This is a genomic window from Rhodoferax sp. RT5P35, assembly GCF_056521385.1.
Map to the genome: position 1 here is coordinate 1 of NZ_JBWMAX010000008.1, position 11,202 is coordinate 11,202.

Genomic DNA, 11,202 nt, shown 5'->3' on the forward strand with positions numbered 1-11,202 from the left:
CTGGCCCGAACCTTACCGCCAGCCGAATCTCTCCGTCTGGTAGCCCAACATTCCCGCAGCACCTACACCGTGCAGGTGTAGCCGGTCGTACATGGCAGCGAAGCGCCAACGTAAACCATGTCCATCAAGTGCGACGCAAACGCCCCGACGGGCAGCATACAAGCATGGCGCGTAGCACAAACGCCCACCCATAAGCAGCGTCCATCCGCATCCTAAAAAGCAGGTATTCCGGTATTGTCGAAGCCACATAACGTAGATCGTACTTAATACGATGTATATTATGTAAACAAGCGGTAGCTACAGAATTTATAGCTGCCTGCGCATGAACCGTATGCGCTAGTGGCTTTTTTTACGGTCTATTAATAGTTCTTGACTTTCGGGAAAACGGCAAAAATACGTATATGCCCACTATCCCCACACCTTACGCCCGCGACCTGTTTGGCGAGATTCCCGTGACCACCCACGACATTCGAAAATGGCTGATCTGCGTGCCCCGCATGGACCCCGACAGCCCACGCGCCGAATGGTATGTCAAGGGCTACAACGTGCCCGACAAAATCCGCCATGCCAAGCTGCAAGGCACGTTCCACGACTTGCTCCCACCGGGTAATGAAGGTGCCGAGCGCTGGTTTTTCATGTAGACGCAAAAAAGCCCCGGCAGTCGGGGCTTTTTCTATGGGTCCAGGGCTTGCCAGGATCAGGCCCACGCCTTTTTTACGTAGGCCTTGACGCTGGGTAGCTGGCTCATGATAAACGCCGCCAGCAAGGCCCCGCCGATGACGATCAAGGCCTCCCGGCCAATGGCCTGCGGTCCAGGCACGAATTCTGGTATTTTCATTTGCGGCGTTCCAGCAGGCCTACCCGGTCTTCGAGGTCGGCAATGTCGGAGCGCATCCAGTCCAATTTGGTAGACAGCGTGGCCCATAGCGCCACCGCGTTGATGGCCGCACCGGCTACCGCGATCCAGATGGCATCCGTCATCACGGCTGGCTGGCCTTTTCCGGGGTCAGCACGGCCACCATGCCCGCCACGGCCACCGCCGCCTGCTGCACAAGTCCTAGCGTGCTGGTGTTGATGGGCACACCGGCCAGGGTGGCGATGGCGGCGATACCGGCCCAGGTGGACGGCTCACGGAGGCGGGAAAAAAATGCTTTCATGGGGATTTCCTTGGGTTAAAACTTGCTGCTGTCGATGCTTGTAGGCATGCCCAGCGTGTAGCGCACGAAGGTGGTTGCATCGCAGGCAAACGAGGCATCCCAGGTGCGCCCTTCACTGATGGCCAGAGCGCACGCCGAGGCGTTGGTGCGGGGGATGCCCACCGCCTGCCCTACGGTGGGCACGAAATTCACCGGGTTGATGTAGTCGGTCACCGATCCGAAGGTATTGCCTGCATTGAGTACGGCATTGCTGATAGGCTCCCAGGCGGCAGACGCGGCCCCGCTGACTGCGCTGGTTGCTTTGCTGCCCACATACCAGATGCCGCCCACCGCCGCGGCGATCAGCGTCAGCTTGATCAGCAGATCGGCAGATACCGGCGCGACCTTCATGCTCAGAATCCAAACAGGGTGGTGCCTGGCTCAAGCGTCACATTTGCGGCCGTAAAGTCGGCCGCGAAGGGAACGTTTACCGGCGCATAGTCGGTGTAGCCGTCGCCATAGCCGTATTTGCTGACCGGCGCAGCAGCAATACCGCCCCAGTTTTTAATAAGTTGGCCGATTAGGTTGCTGCCCTGGCTGATCAGTTGGCCGGTGACTGCGCCGCCGTTGGTTTGCGCAGCACCCGCGCCGCGGGGCACGGTGTAGGCGGGGTTTGCGCTGGCGCGCCGGGTCATGAACCAGTACGCGCCGATGCCCAGGGCCAGCAGCATGACTAGGTTTTGGTTACCAGGTGATGGGGATGCAGTCATTGTTTAAGCCTCGGTGTAGCCGCCTGCGCCTTGGTAGGCTGCAAGCAAAGTTTGGATTTTTCGTTCGGGCTGGTTGTAGCCCGCGCCTGGCAGGCTGGCCCAGGTCTTGGCGCACTTGGTTACGGCATCCACGATGCGGCCCGCCTGCACGTCGCCCAGGGCACCGCGCTGGCGCACCAGTTCCAGGGCTGCAGCGTCCTGGCTGTCGGGGCCGAAGTCGGGCAGGCTCAGCTTGGCGCGCAATTCATCCCAGGTACGGGCCAGGAACTGGTAGCGCCCGGCAGCGCTGGTTTTTTGCACGCGGCCCGTGCTGTCGGTGAAGGGGAAATACTGGCGCGGGTGGTCGGCGAAGCTGTCAAAAATGCGGTCAGCACGTGGATAGCCGAACATGGCCCGGTAGCCGTCTGGGCCGCCGGTGCCTTCGCTGAATGCGAGCATGTCCAAAAAGGCGCGGGTGTTGACTGCCTGCGCTTCGGGCGTGGCATCCACCGGGGTATAGGTGCTGGGGGTAAGGTTCACTATGGCTTCATCCAGAAAATCGGTGGTTTGGTTGGGTAGTTCGGCATCTTCATACTGCGCCTGGCCGGGCTGCACCATGCTTGCCGCCGCGTAGGCTGCGAACAGGGTTGCCGCGATCAGGATGAGGGTTTTCATGGTTACACCGGGTCTTCCAGCCACTCGAATGCCACAAGAATGTTGGCATTGGGGCTAGAGTTTTGAACGACTATCCCGAAGCCCGGCGGTATCACCAAGGGCTCTTTGAATTCATAAGGTTGCACCTGCGAGTTAGGCATGTACGAACTTGTCAAATATTTGGTAATTTGGGTGGCCGCACTCGCTTGCCCGCGCATCTGCCCCACCGGGTTAACAGGAGAGCCCAGAAACTTTGCCCCCGAAGTTGTGCCTAAATTTGATAGCGCCACAGCACTGCTACCGATATCTATTGGTGCCGCTGCGGACCCGGAAAATTTGATATTTTCCAGACTTAGATTTTTTCCCGATCCCGCAGGGTTCCATAGCTGCACAGCCGCCGTTTGCGCGGCTACCGGTCCCGCAACACCCGCGCCTAAAAATGCCGTACTTGCGATAGACCGCACTCGCCCCCCGTCGATCACGGATACTTCTCCGCTGATTCGGTCATCAATGAAGCCATCATCTGCGATCAGCACGCGGACCACGTTTACGGACCCGCTTAGGTCGTTGACCATATAGCTTTTTGAGGGCGAATCGCGCAGTCCCTGACCGGCCAAGATAGGCCCCAACGTTCCAAAATCTCCGACGATGGCGACTACGCCGCTACAGGCCAGAATCTTGATAAAGCTGCCCTCTACCAAGATACGCACCGATCCGTTAGCCGGTACGGTGTAGGTATAAATTTGTGCGGGTTTCATTTTTTGATAGCAGCCATTGCAACGAGACCGGCCATTACGACCGACCCGATTAAAATTTTGTCGGTCATTGCGCCGCGCCCTTTGGCATCGGCATAGGCGGCGCTGAGTACGCCAGTGGTTTGGTCCAGCGCTGCGTTTTCTCGTTTCAAGGCATCGCTACCGAAGGAGAACGCCGAGGCCAGCGCATCGCCCGCCAGGTTGTCGGACCGTGCCCCGGCTTTGTCGATAGCCGACAGTGCGCCGCTGTATGCGTCTGCCTGGCTGTTTGCCGAAGTTGTCAGCGCCGTTTTCCCGAAGGAGAAGGCCGAGGCCATGGCATCGCTACCGAAGCCCAGGGCCTCCGCCGTGGACAGGCGGGCCGCATCCACCGCATGGTTTGCAACGGATGCATCCAGCGTGTTGGTTACGGTGTTGGTGGTTTGTAAAACGGTGGAGTTTTCCGCAGACAAAGCGCCCTGCCCCAGCACGCGCCGCTGGTCGGTGGTGCTGGTGTTGGCCTGCTGCTGGCTTTGGCTGTCGCTCATTGCAAAATTTCCTTGAGCATTACGGCCCCGGTAACGGTCCACCCGGCGCGGCCACAGGCCCGCACCACGTGGGGTAATTTGGTGCACAGGGCCATGGTGCTGACCCCGTGCGCTTTGGCTATTTCCATCATGTCTTTATCGAACTCAGCCACCCGCAGCCGGTTACCCGTGGACACAAGGCCCACGATATCCAGCCGCTGGCCCACGGGCCGAGCGGCCAAGAGCGCGCGGTGCCCGTGGCGGTCGAATTCGTACAGGAACGACCCGGCCAGCACCTGGCCCAGGCTGGCCGCGCCGAATGGCGACATAGCCACCGAAGGCGCGAAAGCCGCCACCGCTTCGCGGGTCCATTGCACCGGTTTCATCGGGTCATCACGTAGACGGCCACCAGGGCAGCGGCCACCATCCAGGGTTTGATGCCCCCGGTGGATGCCGCTGCGCCTTGGTAGCTGGTGCCTGACCCGCCCAGGTTCACATTCCAGACCTGGCCGCTACCGAAGTCGTAGCCGTTGGTTTGGGACTGCTGGCCGGAGGCGGCAGAAGATGCGGATGCGCTGTAACCCACGGGCACGGCCTACCGCTTCCAGATGAAGACGGCAGCCGCGCCAAGGAGCATCAGCACAAGGCCAGGGGACACGACCACGGCACCATTGGACATAGTGCTAACGGGAGACCCCTCGACACCTACGCTGTACTGGCCGACCGTTTGGTACTGTCCCGGACGGTTACCCGCCCATCCGTCTTGGTTGGCTAGGCTTTGGTCGTTTCCCATGTAGCCCTGCAACACGCCCACGAAGCCGCGCAGCGTGTTGATCTGGTTGATCTGATCGGCTTGCGCTTGATTCATTTTTAGTAAGCCGCCAGGGGAATCAGTTCCTCGGTCTCGATGGTGATGGTTTCACCAGCCGAGAAGATGCCGTACAACTGGGCCGAGTTGACCGACGAACTGGGGCGGGTATCCCAGGTGCGGCCCGTAAGCTGGCCGTCTTGCACGGGGTCAAAGACCACCAAGCCCGCTTGCGGAAACTTGAAATTGTCCTTTTGAGCAGCCGCGTTTTGCAGCGCAGTGAGTTCGTGCTCGGTCACACCGGCCCGCACGGTTTTGATACCTGTGCAGTTGGCCGAGTAGATGTAGACGCGCCGGTAATTGGAGCCGCCGCCAGCGGGGTCCAGATGGGGCACAGGCAAGGCGAACGTGCCAGCCGCACCGATGACCACGGTAGCGCGGTGGCGACGGGCCAGCAGGCCGCGAATCATGGCCTCCGCAGGGTCGGCACTGGGGGGCGACACATCGGCGAAGCCCACCAGCGTAGGCGCGGTGGCACCGGCAATGGTCACTTCCATGCGCAGGCTGGCAACGCCTGATCCGGCCGACAGGTCGAACGCGCCCACCTGGCGTGCGTTGACCGTGACGGACTTGCGGTCCATCAGGTCGATTTTGAGCACTAGGGGATCACTGGTTCCGCCGTTGTAGGCGTTGGACAGGTCCAGCTTAGAGCCGTCAGACTCCCAGATGATTTTTCCGTTTGCCTTGATGCAGGCGTACGTGATCATGGAGCGGGTGAAGGCACCACCGCCCAGGGTCAGGGTGATTTTTTCCAGCACGGTGCCAAGGAACTTGCTCATGTCGCAGATGGCGACACCGGCAGCAGTCACATTCTGGAACGGGTCCAGGATCATTTGCTTGTTCATGGTGCCGCCTTAGTTCAGTGCGTCTTGCACGTAGGGCACTTGCTTGGCGACGATCACGCCCGCCACGCCCAGGGCGGCAGCTTTGGCAGGTGCGGGGCCGAAGCGGTATGCCGCGTAGCAGATGCCAAGCGCAATGCCCAGCTTGGTCAATTGGGAGGTGGACAGGTTCATAAGGCGGGTGTGTGTGTGTTTGAAAAAAGGGTTGATTGCTCAGAGCCCCGATTTCACTTTTTGCCGCGCCTTTCGGCAAAAACACGCCCTTAGGGAAGGTTCCTAAGGAACCGCCGCCGCCTTGACCTGAGGACCGGTTTTTTTTGGTCCTGAGGCCGTGTTTTTGCGAAAAGACAACACACCACGGGACACGCCGGGGGTGTCTTCCCGCTTTTCCACCCAATGCAGGTTGGGCAGGTTTTGCAGTTCATGGGGCTTTAGGCCGAAGCTGCGGGCCATCTTGGTTGCGTCCGCCGCGTCGGCCAGCCGCCCGGTGTGGATCACGTCGCAGTTGCCTATAAACGACTTGTCGCACTCCGCTGGGCGCTGGCCCGCCGCGATGATGCTGATCCGGCCCATGCCCCCCATGGTGCGATGCTCCCGCCCGACGTTGACGCAGCGCCGCCAGGCGGGCGGGGCGCGGTTGGCCTTGGTCACCTCCGGCAACTCATCCACGAACATCAGCACATCGCCCGGCACGTTCCAGGCCAGCAGACAGAACAACTCAAATTGGGCGTGCACGTCCTTTTCGTGGTTGACTAAGTAGCGGTTTTTGTAGCGCCCCCCGGTGCTGGCCCGGATCATGGCCCCCAGGTCGGTGAAGGGCGTTCCCAAATCATCTAGTTTGGGATCGTGCTTAAAGTCCCAAATCAGCAGCCGGGCCGGGGCCATCCGGGCAATTTGCTGTTTGATCCAGGCAGTTTTTCCGGTACCGGTGGCCCCGAATGCGGCCATCCGCTGGGCTTCACTGGGCAACGGCTTCACCGGCTGGCTGGGCTGGCTTTTCTTCCACGTCCACCGGTGCCCGCGCGGCTAGTTCGGCGCGCGCGCCGCGCATCACCGCCTGGCCGATTACCACGGTGCCCACCACCGCCGCAACTTCTGCGGCGTAGTCGCCCATCATGGAATTCAGGTCGATTCCGCGCTTGTCGGCCACCGCGCCCCACAGGCCACCCAAGTGCTGGCAGTTGGCATCGTGCAGGGTGGCCGCTGGGGTTTTGAGATCCAGCACCATGCAGAGCACGTCCCGCAGCATTTGCAGACCGCCGCTGATGATCTGCGCATTGGTGGGCACCTCAGGGGCCATTTCCTCCGCTGCGCCCTGCCCTGGCGCATCCTGGCCGGTGCCCAGGGTTTCCAAATTGTCAGCCTGCTGGGCCAGGGCTTCTATGCCCGTTGCTACTTCTTTAGCCATTACAAATCCCCCATCGCGAACACGGTGTTAAGTCTTTTTTTCGTCGGTTCCGCTTTGGCCGTGGGGTGCTCCACCGGCTCAGTCTTGGGGGGTGTATCCATGTCCAGGCGCTTCTCTATGGTTGCAAGCCATTCTTGCGCCCTTGATCCGTTCTCAGGTCCAAAGGAATTGTGATCACACCCGTCGCAGCTAAAAGCGATCTGCTTTGATGCAGTTCGATAGAAGCATACGGAGTGATCACACCCTTTGCCAGGACATGGCCCGTGTCCCACTTTGGTACGTGGTACGCGGGCCATTTTTTATAGGCCCACCAGTGCGTCTGGGTGGAAGTGCTCGACTTCGCTGTCGGAGTCCATCCGCACCGCGATTTCGCCCGTATCGCCGTCCTCACCGACCACGGCTCCCGCCTGGCCGTGGTGCTCTAAACCTTCATCCACCACCTTGACACACTGTGCTGGTGTAAATTTCATTTTCTTCATCCTCTTGATCCGGGGTGGCCGACCCCGTGGCGGTTTTGGCGGCCCACATAGCCGCCAATTTTTCATAAAGTAGGTCGTTTTCGTCCGGCTCGATTTCTTCGGCCGTACAGTTATTGATACCAGTCCAAGGGGCCGCTTCGCGTCCCTGAAAATCGGGCGCGGAGTCAAAAACACCGGGGCCAAAGGCCTCCAGGATGCGGGCCGCGCTGGCCCGCACACCCAGGCGCTCGGCTTCAAATTCGTTGGTATCGGCCAGCCCGGCGCGTTGCACCGTCCACTGGTGGAGGCGGGTTTGCAGGCCGTATTCATCCGCGCCTTCGCGGCCCACCACACCCACCACCCGACTGACAAGTTCGCCATATTTGCCGCCGTCTTCTTCGGTGTAGAGCGGTTTCAAGGTCAGGTCTTTTCGTGGCACGTCTGGGCCACCCTGCAGCAGCCAGAACATGGCCCACAGCGAACGCACCGCAGCCGCGCGGGGCAGTTCAAACAAGTCGTTTTGCACCTGGCGCTCTTCTTCCGCACCCAGTCGGCGCAGTTCACGCCACACGGTTACCGATGGTCCCCCGATCTGCTGAAACTGGCGCAGGCCGTGGGTTTTGGCCCAGGCCTGCACCCGTTCGCTGCTAACTTCGGCGTGCGTCCCGGTTTCGTTGTCGATGCCCATGCCTGCGCCGTCCTGGCGCAAGCCGTCCACGTTTTTAGATATGTATTTGGCGATGTATCCGGTGGCGCTTCCCTGTTCCAAGTCGATCAGCTTGGAGTCGTAGCGCTGCTCTACCGCCCCGCGTTCGTTGGGTGATTCCTTGAGGGCGTATTCCCCGACGATGCCTATAACACCCTGGCCGTGCTTGTTCATGCCAGCGGCGCAGCGGGCGGCATTGAACCAGCCGACGATTTCGGCCGGCATGTAGAGCAGGATGTGCCAGTGAACGCACCCGTCGTGGTGTGGCTCTGCCACGCGGAAGCCGTAGGGGAAATAGCCTTTGCGCCGCCACTTGGCCCGGATCTTCTGCCACAGGTCGGACATGTAGGCCTGCGCATCCTTGGGGGTTTCATCCGTCCATTTGCTGTTGACTGTCCCGGCCCCGCTGAATCGGTGAAACCGGCTTGGACACGTCATGGTTAGGAAAACTGCGGTGTGGCCCATGTACTTCGCCATTTCTTCAAAGCCGCGCAGCCGCATCATGAGTTCACCGCGGCGAATGGCCGGGTTGCTGATTGACCGGTCGGCCAGTTCCAGTAGGTTGATGGCCTGGCCGTCCTCGTTGACCACTTCCATGTTTTCCAGCACTTCCCGGCCTGCCTGGCGGCGCATGCGCTTCGCTCTTACGGCATGGTCCGAAACGTAGGCCTGTTTGTGCTTGCAGACGGCACCCGCCGTGCGTTCAATGCTCTCGTTTTGCAGCAGGGTCGCCCGGCGCAGGTTGCGCCGCCACCACATGGGATCAACCATGCGCCCTACCCTGCCCGGCAGTTCTACCTTTGGGTCGATGCAGGCAACGCCGCAGTGTGCGGCCACGGCGTTCAGTTCAAAGGCCAGGGCCTCGGGCTGGTGGGTGGCGCGCACCTCATGCTGTGGGGTAAAAACGAAGTCCCGCACCCGCTTCGCATAGCGGCCAGCAGCGGCGCAGATTTCCGCATCGGTGGCGCGGCCATCCAGGGGGGCGACGTTCAGCACAGGGTCAGACAAACCAGAGTTTCGGGCCGACCCGGTAGGCCATGGTGGCGAAGTGGCTGCGCGTCATTTCCGTGACGCGCTCGGGGGTGCAGTCGTGGGGCATGTCGAAAAACGCCTTTTCCCGTGTCACCACGTCCACCACGGCAAACTCGCCGCCGTCGGGTTCATCGAAATAGTTGGGGTCGCTTTCTGTCACCACCACCACCAAGCAATCCAGCAGCCTCCAGCCGTCGTGCCGGTGGTCCAGCTTGGATTTCTCCAGCAGGTAGCGGCTGTGGAAGTTGCCGCGCTTGCAGCCTGGGTGCGGGTCGCGCAGCACGCCGACGGTCTGGACGCTCACGGCCTGGGGTCCGGCGTAGGTCATAGATACCCCCACGGGAAAGACCACACCTTCAAGCTGTTTCGCTTGCTGCCGCCCATCTTTACGAGTGTGGCGCAGTTGTAGCGCAGCCGGAATTGATACCTGCGGCCATGGGTGTTTGTGATGTCGAACAACACAAAGCCATTCATCCCCAGCACGTAGAAAGCAGCGCGGCCAGCCAGTTCGGCCAACCGTGCGGATATTTGGGGGCGGGTCATGGTGTTGGCCCCGTTACATTAGGTTGCACAGGAGCACCCGAATGGACCATAACCCACCTCTCGCCAGTGGCGAACCAGTGCCACCAACTGGCCCGCCGAAACAAATAGCCGTCGCGCAGCCGCCAGTTATTCCCATTGATAAGCTGCTCGATGCTGCAAATCCCATATTGCATGCGGCAGTCGCTGCAATTGAGCGATCCACCCACCACACCGGTATCGTTACTGGCCTCTTGCTCGGAATCATCATTCTTAGCCTGACCGGCACCGCCGTTTACTCCCTGTATCTTGGGCATGTGGATACGGCAGAGAAAATTATCATTGCCCTTGTCAGCTTTCTTGGGGGGGCCGCTATGTTTAGCGGCACTCCGAAGAAGTAGCTCAGCCCCACCCGGAGCGGATACCACCACCAGGGCTAAGCCTACATACGCCAGAGAGAGCCCGACGCTCAGTGCTGTTGACTCCCTCACAGCACCACCCCCGCCGCCTTGCGCGCCGCTTCGGCGGAATCGGCACAGGCATCCAGCTGGCGGGCAAACTTTCGGGCTTCGCTGGGGTCCATCTTGTCGGGGTAGCCCAAGCCCAATCCGATATGGAGCGTCAAGGCCACGAACTGGCTTCGCGGGGTGTAGCTGGCTTCCAAGACGCGCCCGCCGATGGTTTTTGCTTTGGTGGTCATTCCGCCACCCCTACGCACAAGGCCGCGAACTGTTTCCCAGTCACGGATATGGCCGTTTCGACGTAACCAGTGATCTGCAAGGCGTTGAAACGGCGTGCCGCCTCAAGCTGGGTGGTCAACCGCACACCGTTTTTACCGATGCTGCCCGCGTACACGGGGACTGGCACCTTAGGCGCGTCTTTGACGATCACCCAGTTTTTTGGTTCGGCTTTGTAGCTCATATCGTCTGGTTCCTGCGCCGGTTCTTTGGTGCCTTAGGAAGAGTCCCTAAGGGCCAGCCGAATTGCATCCGGGGGGAACCGACGAAAGCGACCCGGTTCGGCTGACGGGGCGAATATACATCTCAAGTTGCGATTGCGTCAACACTTGAGATGCATCGCATCCCGCAATCGTTGAACGATCACAGGGTTTGATCTATATTCCGCCTTAGGGATACTCCCTAAGGAACCGACGAAATGAAAGCCTACCAATGGATTGACCGTGTAAAAGCGGCACACGGATGGCCGTCCGACTACCGGGCGGCAAAGGAACTCGGCATTGCGCAAAACACGATCTCTACCCTGCGCAAACGAGAGAGCACTTTGGACGAGGAATCATCCATAAAGGTAGCCCAGGCGCTGGGCGAACGCCCCGAAGCGGTCTACCTCGACCAGCTGGCAGAGCGAACAAAATCCCCTGCCCTACGTAGCGCTCTGGCCGCTGCTGCTACCCGACTTTGTATATTATGTTAAGTTGCGGAGCACTCAAGGGCATCCGAAATTAAAAAACCATACCGCTGGGTAACCCACCGGACCGCGCACCCAATCCAGGGGCGCATCGCGAACACGCCCATCTGCTACAAAAAAAGTAGCTGCAGGCGCATACGCAGT

Annotated in this window: 24 protein-coding genes; 3 read left to right on the forward strand and 21 right to left on the reverse strand. The window is 60.3% G+C overall.

The genetic code is table 11. The features are described from left to right. The first annotated feature begins 401 nt into the window (after nucleotides 1-401). Nucleotides 402-641: a hypothetical protein gene (locus AC097L_RS13700; RefSeq protein WP_479586984.1), complete on the forward strand. Its 240-nt coding sequence runs from the start codon at nucleotides 402-404 to the stop codon at nucleotides 639-641. Nucleotides 642-697: 56 nt separating this feature from the next. Here the strand turns inward: AC097L_RS13700 and AC097L_RS13705 are convergent, their stop codons facing one another. The 19 genes from AC097L_RS13705 to AC097L_RS13795 all read right to left on the reverse strand — a co-directional run bounded on the left by AC097L_RS13705 (nucleotide 698) and on the right by AC097L_RS13795 (nucleotide 9,657). Next, a complete protein-coding gene (locus AC097L_RS13705) occupies nucleotides 698-838 on the reverse strand; it encodes a hypothetical protein (protein ID WP_479586985.1) in 141 nt (46 codons plus the stop codon). Further along, entirely contained in the window at nucleotides 835-981 is a 147-nt protein-coding gene (locus AC097L_RS13710) for a hypothetical protein (RefSeq protein WP_479586986.1), read from the reverse strand. The genes AC097L_RS13705 and AC097L_RS13710 overlap by 4 nt, the downstream gene beginning before the upstream one ends. Continuing rightward, nucleotides 981-1,157 carry a hypothetical protein gene (locus AC097L_RS13715; RefSeq protein ID WP_479586987.1) on the reverse strand — a complete coding sequence of 59 codons (177 nt, stop codon included), beginning with the start codon at nucleotides 1,155-1,157 and terminating at the stop codon, nucleotides 981-983. Before AC097L_RS13715 ends, AC097L_RS13710 begins: the two co-directional genes overlap by 1 nt. 15 nt (nucleotides 1,158-1,172) lie before the next feature. Continuing rightward, a complete protein-coding gene (locus AC097L_RS13720; protein ID WP_479586988.1) occupies nucleotides 1,173-1,547 on the reverse strand; it encodes a hypothetical protein in 375 nt (124 codons plus the stop codon). Between the two features lie 2 nt (nucleotides 1,548-1,549). Further along, nucleotides 1,550-1,906 (reverse strand): hypothetical protein, encoded by a 357-nt coding sequence (locus AC097L_RS13725; RefSeq protein WP_479586989.1) that lies wholly within the window; start codon nucleotides 1,904-1,906, stop codon nucleotides 1,550-1,552. Between the two features lie 3 nt (nucleotides 1,907-1,909). After that, nucleotides 1,910-2,560, reverse strand: coding sequence for a glycoside hydrolase family 24 protein (locus AC097L_RS13730; protein WP_479586990.1), 651 nt, complete (start codon nucleotides 2,558-2,560; stop codon nucleotides 1,910-1,912). A 2-nt stretch (nucleotides 2,561-2,562) separates the two neighbouring features. Continuing rightward, a complete protein-coding gene (locus AC097L_RS13735) occupies nucleotides 2,563-3,297 on the reverse strand; it encodes a hypothetical protein (RefSeq protein ID WP_479586991.1) in 735 nt (244 codons plus the stop codon). Beyond that, complete coding sequence (locus AC097L_RS13740; RefSeq protein ID WP_479586992.1) at nucleotides 3,294-3,821, reverse strand: hypothetical protein; 528 nt, start codon at nucleotides 3,819-3,821, stop codon at nucleotides 3,294-3,296. The genes AC097L_RS13735 and AC097L_RS13740 overlap by 4 nt, the downstream gene beginning before the upstream one ends. Continuing rightward, nucleotides 3,818-4,186 carry a hypothetical protein gene (locus tag AC097L_RS13745; RefSeq protein ID WP_479586993.1) on the reverse strand — a complete coding sequence of 123 codons (369 nt, stop codon included), beginning with the start codon at nucleotides 4,184-4,186 and terminating at the stop codon, nucleotides 3,818-3,820. Before AC097L_RS13745 ends, AC097L_RS13740 begins: the two co-directional genes overlap by 4 nt. Next, complete coding sequence (locus AC097L_RS13750; protein WP_479586994.1) at nucleotides 4,183-4,392, reverse strand: hypothetical protein; 210 nt, start codon at nucleotides 4,390-4,392, stop codon at nucleotides 4,183-4,185. The genes AC097L_RS13745 and AC097L_RS13750 overlap by 4 nt, the downstream gene beginning before the upstream one ends. 3 nt (nucleotides 4,393-4,395) lie before the next feature. Beyond that, nucleotides 4,396-4,668: a hypothetical protein gene (locus AC097L_RS13755; protein ID WP_479586995.1), complete on the reverse strand. Its 273-nt coding sequence runs from the start codon at nucleotides 4,666-4,668 to the stop codon at nucleotides 4,396-4,398. 2 nt (nucleotides 4,669-4,670) lie between these two features. Further along, the gene (locus AC097L_RS13760) at nucleotides 4,671-5,513 is read right to left on the reverse strand and encodes a major capsid protein P2 (protein WP_479586996.1); all 843 of its coding nucleotides are present in this window, start codon (nucleotides 5,511-5,513) and stop codon (nucleotides 4,671-4,673) included. A 9-nt stretch (nucleotides 5,514-5,522) separates the two neighbouring features. After that, nucleotides 5,523-5,684, reverse strand: a complete 162-nt coding sequence (locus AC097L_RS13765) for a hypothetical protein (RefSeq protein ID WP_479586997.1) — start codon at nucleotides 5,682-5,684, stop codon at nucleotides 5,523-5,525. 102 nt (nucleotides 5,685-5,786) lie between these two features. After that, entirely contained in the window at nucleotides 5,787-6,458 is a 672-nt protein-coding gene (locus AC097L_RS13770; protein ID WP_479586998.1) for a hypothetical protein, read from the reverse strand. 10 nt (nucleotides 6,459-6,468) lie between these two features. Then, a complete protein-coding gene (locus AC097L_RS13775; RefSeq protein WP_479586999.1) occupies nucleotides 6,469-6,918 on the reverse strand; it encodes a hypothetical protein in 450 nt (149 codons plus the stop codon). A 299-nt stretch (nucleotides 6,919-7,217) separates the two neighbouring features. After that, on the reverse strand, nucleotides 7,218-7,388 hold the full coding sequence (locus tag AC097L_RS13780) for a hypothetical protein (RefSeq protein WP_479587000.1): 171 nt from the start codon (nucleotides 7,386-7,388) through the stop codon (nucleotides 7,218-7,220). Then, nucleotides 7,348-9,090 carry a replication endonuclease gene (locus AC097L_RS13785; RefSeq protein WP_479587001.1) on the reverse strand — a complete coding sequence of 581 codons (1,743 nt, stop codon included), beginning with the start codon at nucleotides 9,088-9,090 and terminating at the stop codon, nucleotides 7,348-7,350. Before AC097L_RS13785 ends, AC097L_RS13780 begins: the two co-directional genes overlap by 41 nt. Then, nucleotides 9,083-9,442: a hypothetical protein gene (locus tag AC097L_RS13790; protein WP_479587002.1), complete on the reverse strand. Its 360-nt coding sequence runs from the start codon at nucleotides 9,440-9,442 to the stop codon at nucleotides 9,083-9,085. Before AC097L_RS13790 ends, AC097L_RS13785 begins: the two co-directional genes overlap by 8 nt. Further along, nucleotides 9,439-9,657 carry a hypothetical protein gene (locus AC097L_RS13795; RefSeq protein WP_479587003.1) on the reverse strand — a complete coding sequence of 73 codons (219 nt, stop codon included), beginning with the start codon at nucleotides 9,655-9,657 and terminating at the stop codon, nucleotides 9,439-9,441. Before AC097L_RS13795 ends, AC097L_RS13790 begins: the two co-directional genes overlap by 4 nt. A 41-nt stretch (nucleotides 9,658-9,698) precedes the next feature. Here AC097L_RS13795 and AC097L_RS13800 point away from each other — a divergent pair, with 41 nt between their 5' ends. Further along, a complete protein-coding gene (locus AC097L_RS13800) occupies nucleotides 9,699-10,034 on the forward strand; it encodes a hypothetical protein (RefSeq protein WP_479587004.1) in 336 nt (111 codons plus the stop codon). An 86-nt stretch (nucleotides 10,035-10,120) separates the two neighbouring features. Here the strand turns inward: AC097L_RS13800 and AC097L_RS13805 are convergent, their stop codons facing one another. After that, nucleotides 10,121-10,333 carry a hypothetical protein gene (locus AC097L_RS13805; protein ID WP_479587005.1) on the reverse strand — a complete coding sequence of 71 codons (213 nt, stop codon included), beginning with the start codon at nucleotides 10,331-10,333 and terminating at the stop codon, nucleotides 10,121-10,123. Beyond that, a complete protein-coding gene (locus AC097L_RS13810) occupies nucleotides 10,330-10,554 on the reverse strand; it encodes a hypothetical protein (protein ID WP_479587006.1) in 225 nt (74 codons plus the stop codon). The genes AC097L_RS13805 and AC097L_RS13810 overlap by 4 nt, the downstream gene beginning before the upstream one ends. Before the next feature lie 234 nt (nucleotides 10,555-10,788). On the opposite strand from AC097L_RS13810, the gene AC097L_RS13815 reads away from it, so the two are divergent. Beyond that, complete coding sequence (locus AC097L_RS13815) at nucleotides 10,789-11,064, forward strand: hypothetical protein (RefSeq protein WP_479587007.1); 276 nt, start codon at nucleotides 10,789-10,791, stop codon at nucleotides 11,062-11,064. Nucleotides 11,065-11,202 lie beyond the last annotated feature (138 nt).

Bases quoted from the DNA above. Each gene is read 5' to 3' on its own strand.
- AC097L_RS13720 (WP_479586988.1), bottom strand. From the start codon at position 1,547: ATGAAGGTCGCGCCGGTATCTGCCGATCTGCTGATCAAGCTGACGCTG.
- AC097L_RS13745 (WP_479586993.1), bottom strand. From the start codon at position 4,186: ATGAAACCGGTGCAATGGACCCGCGAAGCGGTGGCGGCTTTCGCGCCT.
- AC097L_RS13815 (WP_479587007.1), top strand. From the start codon at position 10,789: ATGAAAGCCTACCAATGGATTGACCGTGTAAAAGCGGCACACGGATGG.
- AC097L_RS13770 (WP_479586998.1), bottom strand. From the start codon at position 6,458: ATGGCCGCATTCGGGGCCACCGGTACCGGAAAAACTGCCTGGATCAAA.
- AC097L_RS13800 (WP_479587004.1), top strand. From the start codon at position 9,699: ATGGACCATAACCCACCTCTCGCCAGTGGCGAACCAGTGCCACCAACT.
- AC097L_RS13710 (WP_479586986.1), bottom strand. From the start codon at position 981: ATGACGGATGCCATCTGGATCGCGGTAGCCGGTGCGGCCATCAACGCG.
- AC097L_RS13780 (WP_479587000.1), bottom strand. From the start codon at position 7,388: ATGAAATTTACACCAGCACAGTGTGTCAAGGTGGTGGATGAAGGTTTA.
- AC097L_RS13810 (WP_479587006.1), bottom strand. From the start codon at position 10,554: ATGAGCTACAAAGCCGAACCAAAAAACTGGGTGATCGTCAAAGACGCG.
- AC097L_RS13765 (WP_479586997.1), bottom strand. From the start codon at position 5,684: ATGAACCTGTCCACCTCCCAATTGACCAAGCTGGGCATTGCGCTTGGC.
- AC097L_RS13700 (WP_479586984.1), top strand. From the start codon at position 402: ATGCCCACTATCCCCACACCTTACGCCCGCGACCTGTTTGGCGAGATT.
- AC097L_RS13740 (WP_479586992.1), bottom strand. From the start codon at position 3,821: ATGAGCGACAGCCAAAGCCAGCAGCAGGCCAACACCAGCACCACCGAC.
- AC097L_RS13805 (WP_479587005.1), bottom strand. From the start codon at position 10,333: ATGACCACCAAAGCAAAAACCATCGGCGGGCGCGTCTTGGAAGCCAGC.
- AC097L_RS13705 (WP_479586985.1), bottom strand. From the start codon at position 838: ATGAAAATACCAGAATTCGTGCCTGGACCGCAGGCCATTGGCCGGGAG.
- AC097L_RS13715 (WP_479586987.1), bottom strand. From the start codon at position 1,157: ATGAAAGCATTTTTTTCCCGCCTCCGTGAGCCGTCCACCTGGGCCGGT.
- AC097L_RS13735 (WP_479586991.1), bottom strand. From the start codon at position 3,297: ATGAAACCCGCACAAATTTATACCTACACCGTACCGGCTAACGGATCG.
- AC097L_RS13775 (WP_479586999.1), bottom strand. From the start codon at position 6,918: ATGGCTAAAGAAGTAGCAACGGGCATAGAAGCCCTGGCCCAGCAGGCT.
- AC097L_RS13725 (WP_479586989.1), bottom strand. From the start codon at position 1,906: ATGACTGCATCCCCATCACCTGGTAACCAAAACCTAGTCATGCTGCTG.
- AC097L_RS13760 (WP_479586996.1), bottom strand. From the start codon at position 5,513: ATGAACAAGCAAATGATCCTGGACCCGTTCCAGAATGTGACTGCTGCC.
- AC097L_RS13795 (WP_479587003.1), bottom strand. From the start codon at position 9,657: ATGACCCGCCCCCAAATATCCGCACGGTTGGCCGAACTGGCTGGCCGC.
- AC097L_RS13730 (WP_479586990.1), bottom strand. From the start codon at position 2,560: ATGAAAACCCTCATCCTGATCGCGGCAACCCTGTTCGCAGCCTACGCG.
- AC097L_RS13755 (WP_479586995.1), bottom strand. From the start codon at position 4,668: ATGAATCAAGCGCAAGCCGATCAGATCAACCAGATCAACACGCTGCGC.
- AC097L_RS13790 (WP_479587002.1), bottom strand. From the start codon at position 9,442: ATGACCTACGCCGGACCCCAGGCCGTGAGCGTCCAGACCGTCGGCGTG.